The sequence below is a fragment of the Paenibacillus sp. 1A_MP2 genome, assembly GCF_052244825.1.
Classification (GTDB): Bacteria; Bacillota; Bacilli; order Paenibacillales; family Paenibacillaceae; genus Paenibacillus; species Paenibacillus vandeheii.
Genome location: NZ_JBQQCS010000001.1, coordinates 3969858 through 3994428, shown reverse-complemented (window position 1 = coordinate 3994428; position 24571 = coordinate 3969858). Strand labels below are relative to the sequence as shown.

Genomic DNA, 24571 nt, shown 5'->3' with positions numbered 1-24571 from the left:
TATACCGCTACATCGCTCCGCTGAATACTTATGTGGTTGATATTGTCTCCCATCAGGCGTTGATGAAGGGGCCGCGCAGCTGGTATGCATTTGTGGTAACGATTACATTGTGTGTACTGCTGCTGCTGATGTTACTTGTATCACATACAACTCGGCGCATTTTCCGACGATTGGACAGCGTACTGGCTTCAATGCGCCAGGTACGGAAAGGTGAGCTGGATGCAATGATTGATACAGGCCTTGATGAGAACGAAAGAGGGGATGAAATCGACGAGGTGGCTGTGAGCTACAACAAAATGTTATATGAGGTCAAACGTCTGATGACACAGGTTGTGGATAAACAGTTAATCGCCAAAAACGCGCAGCTGCACTCCCTTCATTCCCAGATCAACTCTCATTTTTTGTATAACGCACTGGAATCTATTCGTATGCTCGCTGAGGTTCAACGGCAACCTGCTATTGCCAACTCTTTGGTATCGTTAGGTTCGCAACTTCGGTACAGTATGCAATGGCGCAGCGATACGGTTGCCCTTCATGAGGAGCTTGCTAATATCCAAAGCTACATTCAATTCATCAATCTAATGGAGGGCGGCAGCATCCTATTGACGGCAGATCTCCCACAGGAAGTGCTCCGCTATGCGATTCCGAAGATGTGCATGCAGCCCATCGTTGAAAATGCAGTTCATCACGCAGCGCCTTCGGGCGGTAAGGTGTGTATTCAGATTACGGTTTCAGTGGAGAATGACCACGTACTCCTTATTAAGATACAAGATGATGGAGTGGGGCTAGACCCTGAGATGTTAGTCCGACTGCAAGCGGCACTCCGGGGAGATTTGGATACGCCTATTGTTACCAGTAAGAACGGACTAGGTCTGGAGAACGTGAATAAGCGGTTGCAGCTTCATTACGGCCAGGATTGCGGGCTTTGGATTGATAGCACGCAGGGCAATGATACGTGTGTCACAATACGGCTGCCTTGGGAAAATGTAAATCTTGGAGGGTGGTAGGAAATGATGAATATTCTGATTGTGGATGATCAAAAGCATATACGTGATGGTCTGCAGGCGATGCTGCTTCAATTTCCTCTGGAACTGAACAACATTTACTGTGCCGCGAGCGGGATTGAGGCGCTAAACCTTTTGCGCCAGCACAGCATCCACATCGTTATTACCGATATTAGGATGCCGGATATGGATGGACTTGCCCTTATGGCACAAACCAAAGAGGAGCGCATTGAGGTGGAATACCTCATTATTAGCGGTTATAGTGATTTTACATATGCCCAAAAAGCTATTGAACTGGGGGCAAAGGGTTACTTGCTAAAACCCTTGAAACGGGAGGATCTGCAAACTTCGTTAGAGCATATATGGCAAGAACTCCAAACACGGCTGGTACTTAGGCATAACATGCAGCATGTATCCCGTCTCGCCCGAGAGACAGATCGTAAAGAGTTACGAATGTTTATGCAGGGAGCATTAAACGAGGAGACTTGGATTCTGCAAATCCAGGAACAATATCCTTCCTTATGGTCCCATTATCGTCTATGCCTGCTGCGGGAGAAATGTTGGATTAATCAGCCCGGAGCGAGCAACGTCCATAGCATGGAAGCTATTGCCTATGGTGTGTTCGGTAGACAAGGTTGTATTTGTCTGCAACACAGCCCTTATCTGATCCTCGCAGTGGATGCAGCCATAGACCCGGATGCTTTGTCAGCGGCGCTTAAGGAAGGAATGATCAATGCCGTAACCGTTATGACTGACCCTCAGCAGGGATTAAAGGTGCTGCCTGGCAGCTATACACAAGTGCTTGAGCTATACCGCCATAGTTACCTGTTTCCAGATCAGTACAGCATCCTGCCAGCACATATTGAGCATATGGAGCAGCAGTGGCAACTTCCCTATGAGGAGCTCTACGATCTGTTCCAATCCGTTGGGACCGACAACAGTGGTAAAATCGCTCAGGGCATTTCCATAATATTTCACAAAAATGTGCTGCAGCGCTATCATATTCGCTATACGCAGCAGCTCTGTGGCGCTACCGTGCAGATGATGGAAGAATATGAGCGTGTTATTCGCCCCTATATGGGGGAGGAGGCGCTGGATCTTGAGTCTTTGCGTAATCTCTTTGATTATCCGGGGATGCGCGATTATATTCAAGCACTGCAGCAGCAGCTGCTTCGGTTAAATCAGTTTTATTTTGAATATAAATGCAGCTATCGCAATTCGCAGGACTTAAATGAAGCCATACGTTTTATACATGAGAGCTACCATAAGCCGCTGGACCTCGCAATGGTATCCAATCATGTTTCACTTAATTATGCCTATTTCTCAAATCTGTTCAAGAAGAATGTTGGCAAAGGCTTTGCCGAATACTTGCGAGATGTGCGTCTGGATAAAGCGCGGCGGCTCCTAGCCGAAACCGATTATAAAATTGTTGAGGTAGCTTCTATGGTAGGCTACGAAAGCTACAAAAGCTTTACACGGGCTTTTCGCCTCGTGATGCAGATCCAACCCTCAGAGTACCGACAAATGATGAGGCAAAAGGCAGAACGTGAAGTGCAGTACCACAGCTCAACACCCTGAGGTAGCATGCTTACTTGGGAAATACCATGGGGTGAGTATGCATATGCATCAAAACCCAAAAAAATGGGATACAACAAAAATAAATGTACCTTTTCAGCAGATTATCCTATTCGATAGAATAAAGATATTCCCCATGTAAGCGATTTCCTTTATACGCATAGATTGGGAGAAACTATGATTCTATCAAAGGAGGGCAATTATGAAACCATCTCACTTTGCGGAGAAACGGTTGATGAAGAAGGTTTTTGGTTTGTTCTTAGTGGTTGTGATGCTGGCTAGTGTTGGCATTTTGCCAACTTCGAAAGTTCAAGCAGCTGGAACCACAGTTACTTCAATGGAGTACTTCTCACCAGCAGATGGACCTGTTATTTCAAAATCTGGGGTTGGCAAAGCCAGCTACGGATTTGTTATGCCTAAGTTCAATGGAGGCTCCGCTACGTGGAACGATGTATACAGTGACGTGGGTGTCAATGTGAAAGTGGGTAACAACTGGGTTGATATTGACCAGGCAGGCGGTTATATCTATAACCAAAACTGGGGGCACTGGAGCGATGGCGGCTTCAATGGTTATTGGTTCACGCTTTCCGCAACAACCGAAATTCAACTGTACTCCAAAGCCAACAATGGTGTTAAGCTAGAATATCAGCTTGTATTCCAAAACATTAACAAAACAACGATTACGGCTATGAGCCCAACACAAGGGCCGCAGATTACAGCAAGTTTCACAGGCGGTGCAGGCTTTACATATCCAACGTTCAATAATGATTCTGCGGTAACCTATGAAGCCGTAGCTGATGACCTGAAGGTGTATGTAAAACCTGTAAACAGCAGCACATGGATTGATATTGACAATAACGCAGCCAGTGGCTGGATCTATGATCACAACTTCGGCCAATTCACCGATGGTGGGGCGGATACTGGTTTACCGTAACGGAGTCGATCAATGTCAAATTGGAATCAAAGACTTCTTCCGCTAACCTCATTTATACAATTACCTTTAATGAACCGACAAGAAATTCATATGTCATTACGCCATACGAAGGAACAACTTTTACAGCAGATGCAAATGGTTCCATTGGGTTACCGCTTCCTAAAATTGACGGGGGTGCGGCAATCGCCAAGGAACTGGGCAATTTCGTATACCAGATTAACATTAATGGTCAATGGGTGGATTTGAGTAACTCCAGTCAGAGCAAATTTGCATACTCCGGTAATGGCTACAACAATATGTCTGATGCCAATCAGTGGGGATACTGGGCTGATTATATCTATGGCCTTTGGTTCCAGCCAATCCAGGAAAATATGCAAATCCGTATCGGCTATCCGTTGAACGGACAGGCGGGTGGAAATATCGGCAACAACTTCGTAAACTATACCTTCATCGGTAATCCAAATGCTCCTCGCCCGGATGTATCGGATCAAGAGGATATCTCCATCGGGACTCCAACCGACCCGGCTATCTCGGGTATGAATCTCATCTGGCAGGATGAATTCACCGGAACTACGCTTGATACAAGTAAATGGAACTATGAAACAGGCTATTATCTCAATAACGATCCTGCTACCTGGGGTTGGGGCAACGCAGAACTGCAGCATTACACGAACAGCACCCAAAATGTATTTGTACAGGACGGAAAGCTGAATATCAAAGCCATGAACGACAGCAAATCTTTCCCGCAGGATCCGAATCGGTATGCACAGTACTCCTCTGGTAAGATTAACACCAAGGATAAACTCTCCTTGAAGTACGGCAGAGTAGATTTTCGTGCCAAGCTGCCTACGGGCGATGGAGTTTGGCCGGCACTATGGATGCTTCCTAAAGATTCTGTATATGGCACATGGGCAGCATCGGGTGAAATCGATGTCATGGAAGCGAGAGGACGTTTGCCAGGATCTGTAAGCGGCACCATACACTTTGGCGGACAATGGCCTGTGAACCAGTCTTCGGGTGGTGATTACCACTTCCCAGATGGGCAAACTTTTGCCAATGATTATCATGTATACTCGGTGGTCTGGGAAGAGGACAGCATTAAATGGTATGTCGACGGCAAGTTTTTCTATAAAGTCACCAACCAGCAGTGGTATTCCGCAGCTGCACCGAATAATCCGAACGCACCTTTCGATGAGCCGTTCTACCTTATTATGAACTTGGCAATCGGCGGGAACTTCGACGGTGGGCGTACGCCAAACGCGTCCGATATCCCAGCAACGATGCAAGTGGATTATGTACGTGTGTATAAAGCACAGTAATAAGACAGACGTCTCCACGATGCGGTCGTGTTAAGGCTATCCACCATAACGGTTACTGTTTGAGAAGGGAATTTATTCGTTTCAATCACTATTTCTCTTTTTAAAATAATGAAGCAGCCTTCGTTCAATTGTTGAACGAAGGCTGCTTCAATTTTGTATATAATGCTTAGTTATTTTGCAATTCGGTGAAAAATGATTTTAATGACTATTAGAAGCTTCTGTCGCTGGACTACGAACTACAGAAGGTTCCTCACGGACCACTGTTCGCTCCGATGGACGTGCTACAACAGAAGCTTCTTCGCGGACAACCGCCTGTTCCGATGGACGTACTACCACAGGAGTTTCTTCGCGGACAACCGCCCGTTCCGATGGACGTGTTACCACAGGAGTTTCTTCGCGGACAAACGCCCGTTCCGATGGACGTGCTACCACAGGAGTTTCTTCGCGGACAACCGCCCGCTCCGATGAACGTGTTACTACAGGAGTTTCTTCGCGGACAACCGCCTGTTCCGTTGAACGTGTTACCTGGGAAGCTTCCTCACTCGCAACCACCCTGGGAGTGTTGCTGGAAGCCCAAGCCGTTGACACCGTAGTAATTGCAGTTACTAGAAATAGTGTTGATATTGCTATAACAAAGGTTTTCTTATTCACATTCTTTACGTTAAGCATCATAGTTAATCTCCTTTTTAGTTGTTTCCCATCCCCGGATAAAGAGGAGCAGAATTGTAAAGGTAAACTCCTTGATCCGGCCACTACGTTAAGAATCGTTTCACCATAGCGTTTACGATCCGCATAGGACATTCCCTTCACAACTTCTTCGTCGCAGGACAGTTCACTCCATGTGTGAATATCTTTGGAAAGCATGTGAACCAATGGATTGAACCAATGCAATGCACGAGCTATTAATATGAGTGCCTTGACCCATATGTCTTTCCTTTTCAGGTGGATCAGTTCATGATGGAACACCATACCGATATCCACATTTGCAGAATTCTTCAATGGCAGATAAATAGTAGGTTTTCTCAACCCAATCAGAAAAGGAGTACGAATCAAGGAGCTGTAAGCAAGCCGAACCTCGCTCTTGAGACCCAGATTTCCCTTGATTACCGGGAGCAGCATAGCCACTTCACTGTTTTTCGGAACAGTGGTTCGCGTAATTTTTAATTTCTTGAGAAACCTGCGATAACAATAGATTTGCCATGCTATAAAAGCTATGGCTCCGATTACCCATAAGCATATAAAAGCGAGAGCAACGTTTACCGAAATGGTCTGTACCTGAATGTCAGGAGCCGGATTCAATGCTCCAGGCAATACATGATCAACATTTAAGGGTAACTCGTTTACTGTAGTACTAGAAGTGAATAATGAAAAAATCCAGTTAAATACAAGAAAGACGGGCAATAGATATAGACCTAAAGCCATTTTCCCAATTCCAAAACGCCATTTTGCAGGGAAGACTTGAAAGGGAACAAGGCGTAATGACAAAATGAAAGCAACGATGACACTTCCGGCAACAGTTAGAGTAGACAGTAATATAAGAAGGGTATTCATAGACTACACCTACTTTTCCGAAAACCATTGTCTCAGCTCTGCAATGTCTTGGTCAGAGAGCTTGTCGCCATCATACAAAGCTGAAATCAAATTTTTTACCGAGCCTTGATATAATCCATCCAGGACTTGTTGTGTCTCCAACAGCTTGTAATCTTCGGGGGAAATACGGGGACATACTTATTGGTACGTCCATGCCTTGTAGCGGTTAGCGCCCCTTTGTCTACCAGCCGAGAAAGAAACGTGGAGATTGTTTGTGCTTTCCATGCTTTACCTCTTTGGGAAAACATGTGCAATAGTTCGGTGGAGGTGACTGGTGGCTCACACTCCCAGATGACTTCCATCAGCTCCATTTCAGTATCTGATAATTTTTGAAGTTGGTTCACGGTGAACACTCCTTACATCGCTATGCGTCCATAACGAATGGGTATTACTACACTACGTAGTACGATTAATTTACTACATCACGTAGTAGATAGTCAAGTGTCGAAAATGTTGAGGAGCAACAGATGATGGATTGTACTAGCTATAAATATCGATCGGAAGGTTGTACGGTCAGGGGAGTATCAGTGTACATAGTAAGCTCAATCAGCGATTTATTTTAATGCAGAGACGAATGTCTGGAGTATATACTTAGGCATACATCCTGAAATCACAATAGGGAGGAACCCCATGAATCTGTTTCATATACAATCCATACTGCAAGAGATCGACTGGAATGCTTCGTTTCTGGAGAATAACTTTATCGGCATTGGTTGGCCTGCAACAGGAGATTTGGAGCATAAGCCTGCAGAAGAATGGAAAGAGCAACTGGTTCAACACTATGGGATAGGAGAGACGGAACTTAGTGATGTCCTGGAAACTCTCCATACTTTTGTATATATCATGCAGGATGGAGACTACGTCTTGGTAAACGATGATGAATGGGCATACGTTGGAGATTTGGGCGATTATTTTTACGATGATTCCAATGGTACCGGAGAGGAATACATATGCCACCGACGAGGAGTTACCTGGCTAGGTCGTCTTCCCTTATCAGAGTTAAATGATAAAGTATTGGCACTAGTTAATCATGATTCAATCATTGCGAAATTCGAACATGCAATTACTCAGGCGCAACTGGACCCCTGGATTTCAATCCCCTCCGCAACGACTGGAGAAGAAAATCATTCTTCAGTTAGGGTAGGTGAAGACACAATTCAAGAAGCACTCCATGTTCTGAAAAAGGCATTGCAGAGCGAAGAAGAAGACCTGCGAATTCGTGCAGCGACGGCAATTTTGCAATATGCAAAAGCCGAGAGATTAGGGCTTGGCGGCATACGGTGGGAAAAGGACACTTTGTATAAAAGCTGAATCACAGCTAGTCTTGACCAGACAGCGAATGGTGTCATAATATTTAAGCGACGCTACATGGTGTTGAATGAAATGAACGGCTTTTTCTTGGCAATCATATGTAGAGAGCAGGTTACGAACGAGAATAACCATTCGCTGGATGTGTTTGTCGCCATATGATTAGAATGATGAAGGATGGTCCCTGATGACAACGAATAAAACAAACCCCAAAGTTGATGGATATTTAAACAAAGCAAAGAAGTGGAAGGAAGAATCGGTAAAGTTAAGAGAGATTATCCTTGACTGCGATCTGACCGAAGACTTTAAGTGGATGCATCCCTGTTACACATTGGAGAATAAAAACGTCGTGATCATTCATGGCTTTAAAGAATATTGTGCGCTGCTGTTTCACAAAGGTGCCTTATTAAAGGACAAGCAGGGCATCCTAGTCCAACAAACAGAGAATGTACAGTCCGCCCGGCAAATTCGGTTCACCAATATTCAACAGATCGTTGAAATGGAAAACATCTTGAAAGAGTATATTCATGAAGCCATTGAGGTTGAAAAGGCCGGCTTGAAAGTAACTCTTAAACAGCATACAGATTATGATGTTCCAGAAGAGTTTCAACATCAATTGGATGAAAGTCCTGCTCTGAAAGAGGCTTTTGAAGCATTGACGCCTGGACGTCAACGAGCCTACTTATTTTATTTTTCCCAACCCAAGCAATCCAAAACCCGGGTATCAAGGGTTGAGAAATATACGCAGCAAATTCTGGACGGAAAAGGTTTAAATGATTAATGTACTTCAACCCTTTGGTGAATGTAGGACAAAGGGTTTTTCAAAATCATTTTCATGATAATATGAGATGAAGTATGCGAAATAAATCTGGGTTAGGAGAAGATATGATGGAAGTTTTTGCAGAATATTTAGCACGTATTGATAACCTTGGACATCGGGATCGAACGGAAGAAATTCTAGAATGGATTACCAAGGAGTACCCAAATTTAGTGCCAAAGATAGCGTGGAATCAGCCCATGTTTACCGATCATGGCACATTTATTATCGGTTTTAGTGTATCGAAGCATCATTTGGCTGTGGCGCCTGAAAAGGCTGGCATTAATCATTTTTCCGACGAAATTGTAAAGGCTGGCTATGATCATACCAAAGAATTAGTGCGTATCCGGTGGGATGGCCCGGTTGATTTCTCATTGCTGGGGAAAATGATTGAATTCAATATTACGGAAAAGGCAGACTGTTCAACCTTTTGGCGGAAATAGGCATCGCGGATACTACATCAAAAAAGACCTCGCTCAGACATTCAATGATGAGCGGGGTCTTTGCAATGGTCAATCATGAATTGGTTGGGACATTGCACCAAAATAATCTATAACAACGCTGCGAAACGCGACAGCTGCTTTCGAGATATATCTGTTTTTAAGCGACAATAAAGCAATTTCCCGCACAAGGTTCTGATCTTCGATTGGAAGATATACAATGCGTTCCTGTGGATTTCTTGCTGTACCTGGTATAAAGGCAAGCCCAATCTCGGCTTCCACAAGTGCAGTTAATCTTGCAGGTTCATCTCCTTCGTAAACATACTTCGGTACATACCCGGCCGCCAGGCATTTGGAGTCCACCAGATCACGAATACCATATCCTTTTTTCACCCCCACAAACCACTCATCCTTAAGCTCTGCTAATGTTATGCTGCTTCGATCCGCATATCGATGACCCAGAGGCACAGCTACGACAATCAGGGTCCAAGAACAGCATCTGACATTCGATGTCATCACCTTGGATTGGAGGGGAGGACAGGCAAAAATCAATTTCGCCTCGATGAAGAAGTGTGGACATGTCTTCCAAAGTAACCATTTGTACATGAAACTGTACATTTGGCTTATTTTTGCGGAATTCCCGCAAGATCCCTGGTAATGTGCTTGCTGTAGTGACCGCCAACTGAAGTTTGCCGTGATCCGGGTTGGAGAGATCCGCTATTTCCTGTTTTCCCTGTTCTAATTCGAATAGGGCTTTTTCGGTCCTTCGAAGGAATGTTCTTCCAAATTCGTTTAAACGCAGCTTTCTGCCCAATCGATCAAATAATGGTGCTCCCAAGTCATCCTCCAATCGTTGTATCGTTTTACTCAATGAAGATTGAGTGACATGCAACTTACCCGCTGCCTCCGTAACATGTTCACACCGGGCTAACGTCAAAAAATAGCGTAGTTGAAGAAGCTCCATTTCGCACCACTCTCTTATTCTTTTTAGTTCATCAAATCATAACATAAAATGCGTTGGAATAAATAAAGGAATTCCATTAAGATGACAACAGAAGAAGGAGGTGCACACATAATGAACACTCGAAATATATGGTTAATGATAGCTGTCGGCTTGGGAATCATGCTGAATCCGTTAAATTCCTCCATGATATCTATAGCGATTGCAAGACTTCAACAAGTATATCTACTTGATGTTACGGCAGTTTCGTGGATCATTTTTTCCTTTTACATTGCCAGTGCTGTGGCTCAACCTGTCATGGGCAAGTGCAGTGATCTGTTCGGCCGCAGAAAGATATTCCTTACTGGTCTTGTTGTTGTCTTCGTTTCCTCCATGTTAGCTCCGTTATCTCCAAACTTTTCGTGGCTCATCGTAATCCGCATCATTCAATCTGTTGGCACAAGCATGATGGTAGCCGTTGGGATGGCGATTGTAAAAATCCATGTTACTGAGAAACAGGCTGCCGCCTTGTCAGTCCTCGCAATGTTTCTGTCTGGTGCAGCAGCGGTAGGCCCTTTTATTGGTGGTGTATTGATTCACTGGTGGGACTGGCCAAGCATTTTCCTTGTGAATATTCCATTGGTAATCGCAAGCTTTATAATCGCCTGGAAAACGATTCCCAAAGATGGGGCACTCATATCCAACCATGGTGACATATCCATCAGGAAATGGTTCCTGTTGATTGATGCGCCAGGCATACTTTTGTTCACAATCGCTTTGGTAACTCTGCTAATGAGCTTGCTTTCAGTTAAATCAACCGGACATCTTTCAACATGGCACCTTATGGCAGGCGGAGTCGGTTTGATTGCATTAGCGACTTTTATACGGCATGAATGGAAAACGGCGTCCCCCTTTATTCCGCTGCGGGTATTTGCCAAACATCCCGAGATGACATGGGTAAATGTACAATTTATGCTGGTTAACACTCTGTTTTACGCTCTGTTTTTTGGCATACCATCTTATTTGCAGCAGGTTCGCCATCTCAACGAAGTTCATACAGGAATAATCATGCTTACCCTCGGTTTATGTTCACTCATCAGCTCTCCTCTAGCAGGACGGTGGATTGACAAATCAGGGACACGACCCGCCTTGATCGTTTCTGCCGTGTTAATGACGCTCGGGTCCATCATGATTGTGGTATTGGATAAAGCTTCGCCGGTTGTGAATGTAATCATGCCCCTAGCTGTATTTGGTATAAGTAACGGGTTGAACAGTGTCGGTATGCAGGCGGCATTGTTTAAGAGCACACCCGGAGAAATGATTGGTGTCGCATCGGGTATTTTTAATACATCGAGATATCTGGGTACTATTTTGTCGTCATTGTTGATTGGCATTGTCATGGGAGATACTTTCAGTTTTATCGGTTTCCAAACGCTCGGAATCATCCTGACGATATTAGCTGCATCTTTAATCTTGATGACCGTACGACGCCAGAGAATGTCAGGAACGCAGGTATTATAGCGTTAAATTAATCATTATGAGTAACTGAAAAAAGGACGGAGCATAACGAAAACCGACTTCTCCCAACCTGGATAATCGTTCATCATGCTCATTTAATACAAATAGCCACTTTTTTTAAACGAAATTTAAGATACACATTAAATCAGTGTAAGGTTGGTCTCCTATACTTGCATTTGTGCTTCAAAAATCATTCGAGGGAGAGATTTATATCAATCATTCACGTTCCTTAACATCCAATCGAGTCAAAATAACAGCAGTCACCGCACTCGCTTTGATTCTGACCGCATGCCCATTAATAAGTACAGGTAGTGCTGCTGCTCAAGCATCTCCTGTATCTGCTATTTCACAAGCCACAGACGACGTTAATGCTCAGGCGCCTATTCAATACCGAATTCAAGCCCGGCTGGATGAGAAGAAGATGACGATTCAGGGCAATGAATCCATTACTTACCGAAATACAAGCAAAGATACATTGAATCAGCTGGTTCTTCATACTTACGCAGATGCCAACCTTTCGAAATCAACCCAGACGAGCATGTTTACACGTTCAAATGAAGAAATCAGCAAAAATAATCCTGATAAGAAGCCGGAAGATTTTCTTGGAGGCATTGATATTGAGAAGGTGGCGACCGGCGGGCAAGCCCTTGATTTCAGTAATAAAAACCAAGCCTTGACGGTGAAACTGGAGCAGCCTCTTCAGCCCGGAAAATCCGTTTCGGTTCAAGTCCATTTCAATCTGAAGATTCCCTATGGCTCACAGCGCTTGTCGTATTACAAAGATATTATTAATGGGGCTCACTGGTTCCCTGTAATGTCAGTGTATAACGAGGCCAAGCATGAATGGGATAGCAAACCATATAGTCAAACCTTTGAAACGGATTATTATACGTCCGCGGATTATGAAGTTCAGTTCAATGTTCCCGATCAATATCAGGTAATGATGCCCGGTGCGTTAACAACACAAGATGACGTGGAGAAAGGACGGAAAGTGGTATCCACCGTGGCAAAGAATACAAGGGAGTTTGTTTTCTTTGCCAGTCCAAACTTCAAAGTGGACAGCGTAACCCGCAATGGCCTCACCGTAGAGTATTATTATTTTGATAACCAGCCAGGTAAGAAAAAGATCGTTGATGGATATATTGACCAAGCATTCAAAGCCATTGATTTTTTCAGCGACAAATACGGTAAATACCCTTATCCTGAATTCCGCATTGTTGAATCGTATGTGGAAGGTGTGGCTATCGAATATTCTAGGGCCATTCAAATGGGACAAATCGGAATAAACGCGGCTCCTGAACAGGACACGGTATTTGTCCACGAAATTGCACATCAGTGGTTCCATGCGTTAATCGGAAATGATTCGGAGACGGAGTCCTTCCTGGATGAAGGCTTTGCGGATTTTTCCAAAGTTTATTTTGCTGAGAAGCAGGGGGATAAGCTGAGTGGTTTCAAATCCATCCAATTTGACGATTCCACGGTGGATAAGGCCATTGCTTCAACCAATGACGAGGTAGGAGATTTGGCAAGTCCTGTCTATTACGATAAAGGCCGCCAAGCGATATACCAATTGTACCGCTCTGTCGGGGAAGAGAAATTTGATGCATTTATGAAAGTGTATTTTAAACGCTATGTGTATCAAAACGCTACGATTGACGGATTTCTCCAAACTATAGAAGATGTACTGGGGAAGAGGTGAGAAAGGAAATGAAGACGGCTTTGTATGAGCCCAATTTTGTGCTGAAGCCTGAATATCAACTGTCCAAGGAGGAAAAAGCTGCATATCTGCATGATCAATTTCAATTGCTGTATGAATCAGCCTTAACTCAGGTTCCGAATTTGCCTTTTGAAACCATGAGCCGCGTGATGGATAAAACCCTTCAAGGTGAGCCATTAGCCATTGTGCTGAGTGATCAGGTGAGCAAGTCAGCGAGCAAACAACAGGAAGCTATGGTTAACCAATTGACAACTCTTCTGGATTTGAGCGGAGTGAAGTATGACGTGATTAGGGACCGTTCGGTATTAAAGCAAAAAATGAAAAAGGAGCTGGCCACCAGCAATCTGATTGTAATTGGTAATGTCAAATCCAATGGTTTTGTACAAGCTTTGAAACCCAGCATCATGGACCGTGCCACCCGTATCGGCTTTCAATGGAAGACGACCATGAATCAACCGTCGGCAGCGGGAGCGTATATAATCAAACATCCTTATAATCAGAATCGCTTAATGCTGCACTATTTCTGGAATGAAGATCAATTGAGCGGTGGGAGTCTTGAATCGTTTATGATGAAAATGCAGGAATCCATTGGATTCACGAATGCTTATTATCAGTACTATGTACTTGATAAGACTGGCAAGGTAACACTGGATAAAAAAGTGGAAAATCCACTTTCAAAATTTTTTGCTGAAGAATAATTCGAAGTGTTCAATCTAATAAAGAAAGATTAATCCTTTGGCAATTGTCATGGGAAGATCATAATATCGTCTGTTATAGAGTCGCCTATATGGCGACTTTTTTATTTAAGTTCAATTTAGGTTTTTAAAAGCTGTCCTGAAGGGTAAATATAACGTGGATCTTTAAATGGATGTAAAATATAACGTTGCGGAGGAAAGTGAAGAATGTAAGGGAAAGCATTGATTGTTAATTTGTTAATATCCTGCAAATAATAACAATATAATGTGTGAAGACACCTGAAAATGTACGAGAGTAACATGAACGACAAGAAAATGATCAGAATTCGGAGAACACCGAGATGAGGAGGACATATGAAAAAAACCAAGGTCTCATTTTTTGTACTATCACTAATTCTGCTCCTAGTAGCGGGGTTATCCGGATGGTCGGGGGATGCCAATGCAAACTCCAATTCAGGAAAAACGTATGTGATCGGCACGGACATTACATTTGCACCGTTTGAATATCAAGATGAAAATGGGGATTATGTAGGCATTGATATGGATTTGCTGGATGCCATCGCCAAAGACCAGAATTTCAACTATGAAATCAAAGCCCTGGGATTTAATGCAGCAGTGCAAGCGCTTGAGTCCAATCAGGTAGATGGCGTCATCGCGGGAATGAGTATTACGGATGAACGTAAACAAAAGTTTGATTTCTCAGAGCCTTATTATCAATCAGGCGTAGTGATGGGGATAAGTGCCAATAATGATACTGTAAAAAGCTACGAAGATCTTCGCGGTAAAAAGGTCGCTGTGAAAACGGGCACAGAAGGGTACAGCTTTGCTGAATCCATTTCCTCTAAATATGGCTTTACCATCGTTCCGTTTGATGATTCTTCGCAGATGTATGATGATGTGAAAACCGGTAATTCGGTTGCATGTTTTGAAGATGAACCTGTTTTAAGATTTGGGGTAAATCAGAATAACGGTTTGAAAATCGTTACTGATAGAGAAGATGGGGCTTCCTACGGATTTGCGGTAAGTAAGGGTAAGAATCAGGAACTACTTAAGATGTTTAACGAGGGTTTGACGAATATTAAGGTAAGCGGTGAGTATGAACGTATTAAAGAGAAGTACCTTGGTGAAAATTCCCTAGTGGCAACCCAAAGTCGTTGGGAATTGATTCAGAAATCGCTTCCTTCGCTGTTCAAAGGTTTGGGAAACACACTCTTATATACGATTGTATCTCTGTTTTTTGCCTTTATCATCGGCTTGATATTTGGCTTTATGAAAGTGGGGCAAAATAAATTCCTTCGTGGTGTTGCAACCGTATTTGTGGATATTTTCCGCGGGATACCATTGATTGTCCTCGCGTTCTTTATCTATTTCGGAATTCCGCAGGCTATGGGCTTTACGATGCCGCTGTTTCTGGCCGCCATTCTTACACTAAGTCTGAACGCAGGGGCATATGTAACCGAAATTATTCGTGGCGGGATTCAATCGATTGACCGTGGACAGATGGAAGCCGCCCGTTCACTGGGTCTTCCTTATCGTAAAGCAATGATAAAGATCGTAATTCCTCAAGCCATACGGGTTATGATCCCTTCATTTATTAATCAGATGGTCATTACACTGAAAGATACGTCGATCTTATCCGTCATTGGCCTTGTGGAGTTGACGCAATCCGGTAAAATTGTCATCGCAAGAACGTTCGCCTCTTTTGACATTTGGTTGACTGTTGCGGTCATGTACCTGATTGTCATTATCACATTGACTAAAATCGCTGATTATCTGGAGGTGAAGGTTCGTCGTGGGTAAAATTATGGTTGAAGGATTAAAGAAAAGTTTCGGTTCGAATCAGGTTCTAAAGGGAATTGATATGTCCGTCCTCGAGGGTGAGGTTGTCTGTGTCATCGGACCTTCAGGTTCGGGTAAAAGTACGTTTTTGCGTTGCATTAACCAATTAGATGAGATTACGGCTGGACGGGTTATTGTGGATGATCGGGATCTGAATGATCCCAAAACGAACATTAACAAAGCACGGGAGAATATTGGCATGGTATTTCAGCATTTTAACCTGTTTCCTCATTTCAGCGTGCTTAAAAATATTATGTTTGCACCCAGAGAACTGGGGATCTTAAATGAAAAAGAAGCCCGCGATACCGCACTTCGTTTGCTTGATCGTGTTGGTTTGTCGGATAAAGCAGACAGCTATCCAAATCAACTATCAGGCGGACAGAAACAACGTGTAGCTATCGCACGAGCGCTTGCCATGAACCCGGATGTTATGTTATTCGACGAACCAACATCGGCGCTTGACCCCGAAATGGTAGGCGAAGTACTCGGTGTAATGAAAGACCTTGCGAGCGAAGGCATGACGATGATGATCGTCACCCATGAGATGGGGTTTGCCCGTGAAGTTGCGGATCGGGTTATCTTCATGGACGGTGGATTTATCGTAGAACAAGGGACTCCCGAAGAGATATTCGGAAATCCGAAGAATGAGCGCACGATCAGCTTCCTAGAAAAAGTACTCTAAAACGTCAAATTAAAACCCTTTTTAAGATCAGTGAAATGCACCCCTTAGAATAGACATTGGATAAACCGTCAGGATACCGATGAAATTCTGAGGGGTGTATTTGGCATTCTTCTCAATCAACACTGGCCTTTTCGGCCGTCGCATAAACCAATCGGTTGCGGACAAGTGAGGGGAGGGCGATATCTCCCATCTCCCAGAAGCATTATGATGCAACGCAGGCGTATTACATGAATGCGGATCACTCTTCCAAATGGAAATTCTCCAACGAATTTGCAGTCATTTGCATGTTTTTGGTGTAGTCGATTTGAAAAATACAGGAGTAAATCACGTTTAATACGTAATCGAAGGCGATTGAATTCGAGCGTATAATCCGTGAGCAAGATCTGGAGAAGGTTACCACTATGCTTAAGCATAGTGAGAAGGTGATGGAGGTTATTGAACAAGCCAAACAATCCGCAAATCTTGTATTTGGACCTGATCTATAATATATCCTTGAAATTTTTGATCGATTGTATCTTTTTGTGCATTTCCCAAGATGACGTGTTAAAATGCGGTGAATGAGATAAAATGCATTTACCAGTGAACCAATAACAGTCTTCTTGGGGAGTATTTAATGATAACGATTAAAGATGTAGCAAGGTTAGCGGGTGTCGCAAGTTCAACCGTATCCTGTGTACTTAACGGCAAGAAATATGTAAGTGAGCACACAAGACAGAAAGTACTTGCAGCGGCAAATGAGCTTAATTATATCAAGCATGGAGCCGCATCCGAATTAAAGCGAAAAAAGACACAAACCATCGGTATTATTGTTCATGATATGTCCGTCCCCTATTTTTCTGAATTGGTCAGTGCGATTGAATCCGTCGCCATAAGTCAGGGATATGACCTGATCGTATGCAGTTCTTTAGGTGGAGAGCGATCGACAGCCGCACGCTTCATCAGGGAGAGAAGGCTGGACGGCGTAATTATAATCGCTGAAAATATTGAAGATGAATTGTTGCTGCAGGCTGCTGACACGGAGTTTCCTATTGTTGTGATGGATCGTGAACTGCACAGTGAGCATATAGTAAATGTTCTGATGGATGATGAGCAGGGTGGTTATATGGCAACCCGTTTCCTGCTGGATAAAGGGCACCGTGCAATAGCGTATATCAGCGGACCTTTAAGTTCGGAGTGCAATTTAATGCGATATCAGGGTTATTTGAGAGCTATGCATGAAGCAGGAATGGAAGAGAATAAGAATTGGAGATTAGGTGGACAATTTATAAAAACAGGCGGCTACAACGCAGCCAAGATGTTAATGGAAGGAGAACTTCCAACCGCGGTCTTTTTTGCGAATGATGAAATGGCCATTGGAGGCTTGGAGGCATTTAAAGAAAATCAGGTCTCCATACCCGAAGATCTATCCATCATCGGTTTTGACAACATACATTTATCCGAATACCTGAATCCACCGCTTACCACTTTTCGACAACCCAAAACAGATGCCGGTTCCCTTGCCGGACACGTATTATTTCAAATGTTAAAAGGTGAGGCTGTAGAATCGATTTATAAGGTCAATATACAGTGTGTCGAACGTGACTCTGTTTCCTGTTATTCTATAATGAAAAGCTAAAAAGGCGGGTCTGCTCATGTCCGTGAGAAGCAAAAAAGTAATCAAGGCACCACAAGAGCTGGAACGTGCACCAGACAAGCAAGGAAGTTTAAAGCAGAACGGGTTATCCGTCATTAAATTTTGTTTGCACACACAAGGGACAACAGGTTCCTATTTTCTGAAAGAACACATGTTGCTGTTCGTCATATCTGGCGTGTACACGGTTCGATTCAAGGATCAGGAATACACCGTGCGCAGTAATGAAATGGTTTTTCTTCATAAATCCATTCGAATTGATTACATAAAGTCGGGAGAACTCGGCTCTGAATTCATGCTGGACTACATGATGTTTTTCCTGAACGAAAATATGCTTGAGGAATTTGTTCAGTTCTCTGGTTTCAAACCGACAGAGATCGTAAATGAGTTTATTCCAGTATCCGTTATTCCGGTCAATGAGCTCACTCGCTCTTATATAACGTCATTGAAACCCTATTTTGAAACACCGGAAGAGGTAAATGACGGGCTGGTACGGATCAAATTCATGGAACTCCTGTTTCATCTGGCGAATGCCAATGAGCATTTCTTACAGCAACTCCTGCAGCAGAATCATGATAAAAACAGTAACTTCGGCAAAATGATAGAGGAGAATATCACCAATCCCATATCCATAAGTGATCTGGCTTATTTGTCCGGCAGAAGCCTGTCTACCTTCAAAAGGGACTTTCAGGCTGTATACCATACTTCTCCTCTGAAATATATTCGTAATCAGAGACTGGATAAAGCCAAAAAACTGCTGGCAGAGACGTCTCTGTCTGTCACGGATGTCTGTTTTTCAACAGGTTTCGAAAACGTTGCCCATTTTTCCAAAGTATTCAAACTTCAGTTCGGGCTTCCACCGTCGGAGTATAGGCTGCAATGCAAGCACAGTGAGGAAAAGATAAAATAAGCTCATCTGGACCTCTTCACCCTTTAGAAAAGATAGTTATCGTTATATAACGTTCTTGTGTAAAGCGCTTCGCGATAAAATGTCGTGAAGCGCTTTTTTGTTTATCTATAGAGACAAATGGGCTAAATAAACAAATCAGATGAACTTAATAGCAAAGAAACGTATCTCTTTTCTTGTTATTCTTGACTCATGGGTACGACGTTGTAGCAACCAAAAAGACTGAGGAGAGGATTAACTAATGGAATATGTTAAATTAGGAAATACAGGTATGGATGTATCTCGGCTTTGTCTTGGCTGCATGGGTTTTGGTGAACCAGGGCGTGGATTTCATCAATGGGTATTGGATGAGGAGGATAGTCGTCCCGTTATTCAAAAAGCCTTGGAGATCGGCATTAATTTCTTTGATACAGCAAATGTATATGCAGGTGGAACAAGTGAGGAGATCCTGGGGCGGGCTCTCAAGGACTATGCAAATCGGGATGAAATTGTCCTTGCGACAAAAGTGTTTTCCCGCATGCATGATGGTCCGAATGGCGCTGGACTTTCTCGAAAAGCAATTATGAGTGAGATCGACAAGAGCCTCAAGAGACTGGGAACCGATTATGTGGATCTGTATCAAATTCACCGTTGGGACAACCATACCCCGATCGAAGAGACTATGGAAGCATTACATGATGTGGTGAAAGCAGGGAAGGCAAGATATATTGGCGCTTCTGCCATGTCCGCATGGCAATTCCAAAAGGCTTTATATGTCGCTGAGAAAAATGGATGGACCCGATTTGTATCGATGCAAAACCACTATAACCTGATCTACCGTGAAGAGGAAAGGGAAATGATGCCTCTTTGTCAGGAAGAGAAAATTGGTGTGATTCCATATAGTCCGCTTGCTTCTGGTCGACTGACCAGAGATTGGGAGGAAACGACAAAACGTTCTGAGACGGATCAGGTGCAAAAAGCAAAATACGATGCAACAGCCAGTACCGATCAGTTGGTGGTTGAGCAGGTTGCACATATCGCAGAAAAACGCGGCGTTCCCCGGGTCCAAATCGCGCTTGCCTGGTTGCTGCACAAGGATCCGGTTACAGCTCCGATTATTGGCGCTACGAAGATATCCCATCTCGAAAATGCTGCTGAAGCTCTGGCGATTACGTTAACTTCTGAAGAAATTGCATGTCTGGAAGAGCATTATGTACCTCATCCGGTATATGGACTTAATGTTGGTTTTAAGTAATAGCGGTTGGAATGGCTGTCTATTTTTGGGCAAAATCCGTGCCTCGTCGAATCGCCGGTTTCAATTCAGAAGTATTGGTTCTGGGAGGAATACCCAAAAAGGTGATGTTGTTCTATTAAAACCAGATATCGAACTCCCCGATGGGACACCGATTGGTTAACAGAGCGTTTTTTGTCATATTGGCGTAACAGACAACGGGTAAGATGGCTATCGAGGTGATTGATTATGAAGAAAATATCAACGAAATCGAGTTGGCCAATCGGAAAAAATGTTTTACTCTCGGCTGTCATTATGCTTGCATTGGCTGGTTGCAGTTCCAATACAGCCTCTCCAAAACCATTGGAGGTTTCAGGGATGAACAGTCATCAGGAGGAGAAGGCAGCAGTTCCTTCAGAGAAAATGAGCTATTGGAATGAACAGCGGAAAGGGACAAATTTTATGAATTCCACGTCTCTTCCGGAAAACTATGAAGCGGCCAAGGATGAAGGCATAGCGTTCGTCCGGCTCGCGCCGGATAAGTGGAGCAAAGATCGGGATTTTTTGTTTAACGATCAGCCGGATAAACATATGAATGCAGATTTTTTGATCGGGAGCTCGGATAAGTACGAAGGTATCGTGGAAGCGGATTTTGCCCGACTCAAAGCGGATCTGGATGCCGCCGAGGCTAAAGGGATGAAGGTTGTGGTTACAGTGCTTAGTTTGCCGGGAGACCGTTGGCGGCAGTTCAATGGAGCCAAAAATGATGATCGGATCTGGAATGATGTTGAATATCACAAGCAAGCTGCTCAGTTCTGGAAGGATCTTGCGACACGATTGAAAAATCATCCTGCCGTCATCGGCTATAACCTGATTAATGAGCCTCATCCGGAAACGGCAACGGGCTTCCACGACTTCTGGACACAGGATTATTTGGAGTGGTATACCAAAGTGGAACATACCGCAGCGGATCTGAATTCACTCTATGACACAATCGTAAAAGAAATCCGAACGGTCGACCAGACGACCCCCATTATTGTAGATTCAGGACTCTATGCAACGCCTTGGGCCTTTGCGTATTTGAAGCCGATTGATGATCCTAACGTGCTGTATGCTTTTCATATGTACGAGCCTTATGAAATGACAAGCCAAAACAAGAAAAAAGGATTTACGTACTCTTATCCGGGGAATGTAAAGGTCGGGAATGACCAGACGGAAAAAGAGTTTAACCGCCAGGCTCTCAAACAATTTGTCGAGCCAGTTGCCAAGTGGGCATCAGATCATGACGTACCTGCGAACCGTATTATCGCTTCGGAATTCGGAACGAACCGAATGGTTCAATGTGCAGATCGCTACATGGCAGATCTGATTTCTATCTTTAATGAGTATGGATGGCATTGGGCTTTCTACGCATTTCGTGAAGATACGTGGGACGGGATGGACTATGAATTAGGCAGTGAGAAGCCGAACTGGAAGTATTGGGATGCGATTGAAAAAGGGGCGCTGCCTGCCCGCAGTAAGGCAGATAATCCAATTTGGAATGAAATAAAGGGAAGCTTGACGAAGTGAACCTCGGTTATTGTGGTAATTACAGGCAAGCAAAGCAATAGTTAAAGGAGGTGCGTTCCTAGTAAAATAATCTTGTCAAACCATCCGTATCATGATATCGTTGATAACGATTATCAATATCAATGAAGAGGATGGGTTATTTTGCTGAAACGAACTAATTCGATATTTCTTGTGCTTGCACTGATGGCCCTTCTCATAGTGAGTGCGTGCAGCCAGTCTGCAACGACGGATAAGGCGACTGAGACCAGCACAAATGCAGTTGGGGAGACAGGTACAACGACTGATGCAGCGTCAGCTGATGAATCAGGAGAAACCATTGCGTATCAATCGGATGCAGGAGAAGTACAAGTTCCTAAAAACCCCAAGCGAATTATTGATCTAACTGCATTTTCGACAGGATACTTTGTTGCTCTGGACGCTCCGGTAGTCGGGGCGCTGTCAGGTGCGATGGACAACAAGTACATTAAGGATCAGCTGACTAATGAAGGTGCAACAGATCTGGGTGAGAAGCCAACAGCCGAGCAACTGGTCAGCTTAAAGCCTGACTTGATCATTGTTTATACAGGTGCAGAGGGAATTGATCAGTTGTCACAAATTGCACCTGTAGTACAGATCAAGTATGGTGAGCGCAACTATAAAGACCTCATGCTTGAACTGGGTAAGCTGACGAATAGAGAAGATGCGGCGAAAGACTGGATCACGAAATGGGAAGCACAGATTAACGAGCTGAAGCCGAAGGTGCAGGAGGTCGTAGGCGACCGCACAGTCTCGATCTTGAATCCATACACCAAGGGACTGTATGTTTTCGGCCATAATTTCGGTCGTGGCGGCGAGATCATCTATAGTGAATTTGGCCTTAAAGCCCCAGCCAAAGCTCAGACAGAGGCGATTGACAGTGGTACAGGTTGGGCCTCCATTTCGATGGAAGTGCTGACGGATTATGCCGGTGACATCATCTTCACCAGCCCGTGGTCGGGAGATACAAGCGATCCGCAGATTGTTTACGATAATGCTCTGTGGAAAAATCTACCTGCAGTCAAGGCAGGTAATGTGTTCCAGCTTGATCCGACATCCGACACATACAACGACCCTGTATCACTGGAAGGCCAGCTGAAGTTTATCTCGGACAGCCTTCTTTCGGTGAAGTAAGGTTTGTACCCAAGAAGCTTCAAAACTATTTAGCAATTCGTGCAGGGGCAACGTTGATAGTTACCATTGCTCAGAACACGATTGTACAGAACTCATCAGAATGTTTAAATTTATCTATCAACTTCAATGGAAAGTCGCTAAAACAGCGGCTTTCTTTGTTTGTTTTTTGTCCTGAATTTCAGATCTCCACCATAGTTTCCAAAAGGAATCTCCATAAAGTTATAATAAAGTGAAGTTCTTCTCATCCACAGACCCTTACCGGACAAAACAAAGCACATCCTGACAGGATCGTGGATACCCCTTCGTCTATTATTGAAATTAAGGAGTGATTAACCGTATGAACTGGATCGAATCATTACAACAAGCTATTCAATACATGGAAGATCACTTATTGGAAAATATAACTATCGAGCAGATATCGGCTCAAGCGCATATCTCTCCTTTTCATTTTCAACGTACGTTTGCGTTGTTAACGGATGTTACTGTCGGCGAATATATAAAGCGGAGACGATTGACTTTGGCAGCAAATGATCTTCTGTTGACCGATCAAAAAATCATTGATCTGGCGTACAAATATGGCTATGACACTCCTGAATCTTTTTCCAAAGCTTTTCGGAGACTACATGGAATTTCACCTAGTGAAGCACGTAAAAATAGTACCTCCGTCAAAGCGTATAATCGTCTGGTTATTCAAGTCATTCTGAAAGGAGCAGAGCCCATGAATTACAAAATTGTTGAACATCCCGGAATGACGTTAGTTGGAATAAAGCAAACTTTCTCCTATGTAGAGGGTGAACATTTACGAGGAATCGGGCAGATGTGGCAAGAAGCCTATACGAGTGGTATGGAAGATCGTTTATTTGAATTGAACAATGATGGGATCAAAGGATTACTTGGTATCTGTGTGGATCAGAGCGAAATCCAGGAGAAACAAATGGAATACTGGATTGCTACAGCCTATGATGGTAAAGTGCCGGAAGGGCTAGCCTCATTCACGATCCCTTCTTGCAAATGGAGTGTATTTGAAGTGCAAGGACCGATGCCCGAGAGCATGCAGAGCCTATGGAAACAAATTATTTCCGAATGGTTCCCTTCGAATCCATATGAGCATGCGGGCATACCCGAACTAGAAGTATATCCAGGTCCGGGTCACCCTCCGCAAATCTGGATTCCGATTAAATAAAGATGCTACATAGTGCCACACTGCGTTCCAGCAGTGCTCAGCTTGTTACGAAATGCCCTTGGAAATATTCCAGGGGCAATTTTATTTCTCTTGTTGCGATTCTTTCCCGGCGTTTGGAAGATGCAGGCTTTCATAAGCTTCCATTCTTCGGTGGTCTTCTGGCTGCGGCTGGATTCATCTGGTTAAATGGGCTGCCAATGCATCCGAACTACGCTACTCAATTACTTCTTCCGAGCTTGCTCATTTGTGGTGGCTTGGGGTTGATGTTGATGACAGCTACTCATGCCGTACTTGCAGGCATTCCATCGCAAGACTCCGGCATCGCCGCAGGACTTCAAAACACAGCCCGCCAGCTCGGCGGCGCGCTCGAAATTGCGGTACTTGTAACGGTGACGCATATAGCCGCAGGGGACAAACGAATCAAGGTGATATAACTGCAGCTTCACAGCTGGCCGGATATCATGCTGCTTTCCTGGCATGCGGCGTAATTAGCGGACTATCAGCTCTAGCTTCATTGTTTCTGCAGCGCAATGAAGACCAGTAAT

20 protein-coding genes and 4 pseudogenes are annotated in these 24571 nt (G+C 43.9%); 21 read left to right on the top strand and 3 right to left on the bottom strand.

Annotated elements, in window-relative coordinates:
• The first annotated feature begins 32 nt into the window (after window positions 1-32).
• The 4 genes from ACTWJ7_RS19630 to ACTWJ7_RS19615 all read left to right on the top strand — a co-directional run bounded on the left by ACTWJ7_RS19630 (window position 33) and on the right by ACTWJ7_RS19615 (window position 4832).
• Window positions 33-1007, top strand: coding sequence for a sensor histidine kinase (locus ACTWJ7_RS19630; protein WP_443145794.1), 975 nt, complete (start codon window positions 33-35; stop codon window positions 1005-1007).
• 3 nt (window positions 1008-1010) lie between these two features.
• Complete coding sequence (locus ACTWJ7_RS19625; RefSeq protein ID WP_079344544.1) at window positions 1011-2582, top strand: response regulator; 1572 nt, start codon at window positions 1011-1013, stop codon at window positions 2580-2582.
• A 199-nt stretch (window positions 2583-2781) separates the two neighbouring features.
• Window positions 2782-3513 (top strand): hypothetical protein, encoded by a 732-nt coding sequence (locus ACTWJ7_RS19620; RefSeq protein ID WP_443145793.1) that lies wholly within the window; start codon window positions 2782-2784, stop codon window positions 3511-3513.
• Window positions 3514-3533: 20 nt separating this feature from the next.
• Window positions 3534-4832 (top strand): glycoside hydrolase family 16 protein, encoded by a 1299-nt coding sequence (locus ACTWJ7_RS19615; protein WP_443145792.1) that lies wholly within the window; start codon window positions 3534-3536, stop codon window positions 4830-4832.
• 198 nt (window positions 4833-5030) lie between these two features.
• On the opposite strand, the gene ACTWJ7_RS19610 is transcribed toward ACTWJ7_RS19615, so the two are convergent.
• Together ACTWJ7_RS19610 and ACTWJ7_RS19605 are read right to left on the bottom strand one after the other, a co-directional pair.
• Window positions 5031-6383, bottom strand: coding sequence for a M56 family metallopeptidase (locus ACTWJ7_RS19610; RefSeq protein ID WP_301878602.1), 1353 nt, complete (start codon window positions 6381-6383; stop codon window positions 5031-5033).
• A gap of 9 nt (window positions 6384-6392) precedes the next feature.
• Window positions 6393-6766, bottom strand: a pseudogene (locus ACTWJ7_RS19605) (BlaI/MecI/CopY family transcriptional regulator).
• A gap of 286 nt (window positions 6767-7052) precedes the next feature.
• Here ACTWJ7_RS19605 and ACTWJ7_RS19600 point away from each other — a divergent pair.
• The 3 genes from ACTWJ7_RS19600 to ACTWJ7_RS19590 all read left to right on the top strand — a co-directional run bounded on the left by ACTWJ7_RS19600 (window position 7053) and on the right by ACTWJ7_RS19590 (window position 8990).
• A complete protein-coding gene (locus tag ACTWJ7_RS19600; RefSeq protein ID WP_301878599.1) occupies window positions 7053-7733 on the top strand; it encodes a hypothetical protein in 681 nt (226 codons plus the stop codon).
• Between the two features lie 184 nt (window positions 7734-7917).
• Complete coding sequence (locus tag ACTWJ7_RS19595) at window positions 7918-8511, top strand: YdeI/OmpD-associated family protein (RefSeq protein WP_301878598.1); 594 nt, start codon at window positions 7918-7920, stop codon at window positions 8509-8511.
• A gap of 107 nt (window positions 8512-8618) precedes the next feature.
• Window positions 8619-8990 (top strand): iron chaperone, encoded by a 372-nt coding sequence (locus ACTWJ7_RS19590; protein ID WP_079344549.1) that lies wholly within the window; start codon window positions 8619-8621, stop codon window positions 8988-8990.
• 69 nt (window positions 8991-9059) lie between these two features.
• Here ACTWJ7_RS19590 and ACTWJ7_RS19585 read toward each other — a convergent pair.
• Window positions 9060-9951, bottom strand: a pseudogene (locus ACTWJ7_RS19585) (LysR family transcriptional regulator).
• Window positions 9952-10062: 111 nt separating this feature from the next.
• Between ACTWJ7_RS19585 and ACTWJ7_RS19580 the strand changes: the two are divergent.
• The 14 genes and pseudogenes from ACTWJ7_RS19580 to ACTWJ7_RS19515 all read left to right on the top strand — a co-directional run bounded on the left by ACTWJ7_RS19580 (window position 10063) and on the right by ACTWJ7_RS19515 (window position 24460).
• On the top strand, window positions 10063-11448 hold the full coding sequence (locus tag ACTWJ7_RS19580) for an MFS transporter (protein ID WP_301878596.1): 1386 nt from the start codon (window positions 10063-10065) through the stop codon (window positions 11446-11448).
• Window positions 11449-11719: 271 nt separating this feature from the next.
• Window positions 11720-13144: a M1 family metallopeptidase gene (locus tag ACTWJ7_RS19575; RefSeq protein WP_443145791.1), complete on the top strand. Its 1425-nt coding sequence runs from the start codon at window positions 11720-11722 to the stop codon at window positions 13142-13144.
• 8 nt (window positions 13145-13152) lie between these two features.
• Complete coding sequence (locus ACTWJ7_RS19570; RefSeq protein ID WP_443145790.1) at window positions 13153-13860, top strand: hypothetical protein; 708 nt, start codon at window positions 13153-13155, stop codon at window positions 13858-13860.
• Between the two features lie 351 nt (window positions 13861-14211).
• Window positions 14212-15657: an amino acid ABC transporter substrate-binding protein/permease gene (locus ACTWJ7_RS19565; protein ID WP_301878594.1), complete on the top strand. Its 1446-nt coding sequence runs from the start codon at window positions 14212-14214 to the stop codon at window positions 15655-15657.
• Between the two features lie 4 nt (window positions 15658-15661).
• On the top strand, window positions 15662-16378 hold the full coding sequence (locus ACTWJ7_RS19560) for an amino acid ABC transporter ATP-binding protein (RefSeq protein ID WP_373456367.1): 717 nt from the start codon (window positions 15662-15664) through the stop codon (window positions 16376-16378).
• A 350-nt stretch (window positions 16379-16728) separates the two neighbouring features.
• Window positions 16729-16863: pseudogene (locus tag ACTWJ7_RS19555) on the top strand (gfo/Idh/MocA family oxidoreductase); the annotation flags it as partial.
• A 128-nt stretch (window positions 16864-16991) separates the two neighbouring features.
• A complete protein-coding gene (locus ACTWJ7_RS19550; RefSeq protein ID WP_301878593.1) occupies window positions 16992-17993 on the top strand; it encodes a LacI family DNA-binding transcriptional regulator in 1002 nt (333 codons plus the stop codon).
• 16 nt (window positions 17994-18009) lie between these two features.
• A complete protein-coding gene (locus ACTWJ7_RS19545) occupies window positions 18010-18918 on the top strand; it encodes an AraC family transcriptional regulator (RefSeq protein WP_079344554.1) in 909 nt (302 codons plus the stop codon).
• Window positions 18919-19156: 238 nt separating this feature from the next.
• Window positions 19157-20149, top strand: a complete 993-nt coding sequence (locus ACTWJ7_RS19540; RefSeq protein WP_301878592.1) for an aldo/keto reductase — start codon at window positions 19157-19159, stop codon at window positions 20147-20149.
• Window positions 20150-20190: 41 nt separating this feature from the next.
• Window positions 20191-20309: pseudogene (locus tag ACTWJ7_RS19535) on the top strand (tRNA-binding protein); the annotation flags it as partial.
• Window positions 20310-20503: 194 nt separating this feature from the next.
• Entirely contained in the window at window positions 20504-21694 is a 1191-nt protein-coding gene (locus ACTWJ7_RS19530; protein WP_301878591.1) for a glycoside hydrolase family 5 protein, read from the top strand.
• Between the two features lie 141 nt (window positions 21695-21835).
• Window positions 21836-22843 carry an ABC transporter substrate-binding protein gene (locus ACTWJ7_RS19525; RefSeq protein WP_079344557.1) on the top strand — a complete coding sequence of 336 codons (1008 nt, stop codon included), beginning with the start codon at window positions 21836-21838 and terminating at the stop codon, window positions 22841-22843.
• Between the two features lie 337 nt (window positions 22844-23180).
• Window positions 23181-24026 (top strand): AraC family transcriptional regulator, encoded by an 846-nt coding sequence (locus tag ACTWJ7_RS19520; RefSeq protein WP_079344558.1) that lies wholly within the window; start codon window positions 23181-23183, stop codon window positions 24024-24026.
• Window positions 24027-24028: 2 nt separating this feature from the next.
• The gene (locus ACTWJ7_RS19515; protein ID WP_443145789.1) at window positions 24029-24460 is read left to right on the top strand and encodes a hypothetical protein; all 432 of its coding nucleotides are present in this window, start codon (window positions 24029-24031) and stop codon (window positions 24458-24460) included.
• Window positions 24461-24571 lie beyond the last annotated feature (111 nt).